This window comes from Agrobacterium sp. Ap1 (assembly GCF_017313375.1).
Taxonomy (GTDB): domain Bacteria; phylum Pseudomonadota; class Alphaproteobacteria; order Rhizobiales; family Rhizobiaceae; genus Neorhizobium; species Neorhizobium cellulosilyticum.
Genome location: NZ_JAFLMY010000103.1, coordinates 1 through 208, shown reverse-complemented (window position 1 = coordinate 208; position 208 = coordinate 1). Strand labels below are relative to the sequence as shown.

The following is a 208-nucleotide window of genomic DNA, read 5'->3' as shown; positions in this document are numbered from 1 at the left end:
GTGTAGCTCAGTCGGTTAGAGTGCCGGCCTGTCACGCCGGAGGTCGCGGGTTCGAGCCCCGTCACTCGCGCCATTCTTCTCTCACTGATTAATCGGTTGACCCCGGTTGGTCCGCCGTAAAAGGCAAATGCGCGGGTGTAGCTCAGTCGGTTAGAGTGCCGGCCTGTCACGCCGGAGGTCGCGGGTTCGAGCCCCGTCACTCGCGCCA

1 tRNA gene is annotated in these 208 nt (G+C 63.9%); it reads left to right on the top strand.

Features of this window, described 5'->3' with window-relative positions:
- Nucleotides 1–131: 131 nt before the first annotated feature.
- Nucleotides 132–208, top strand: a tRNA-Asp gene (locus JZX87_RS31175).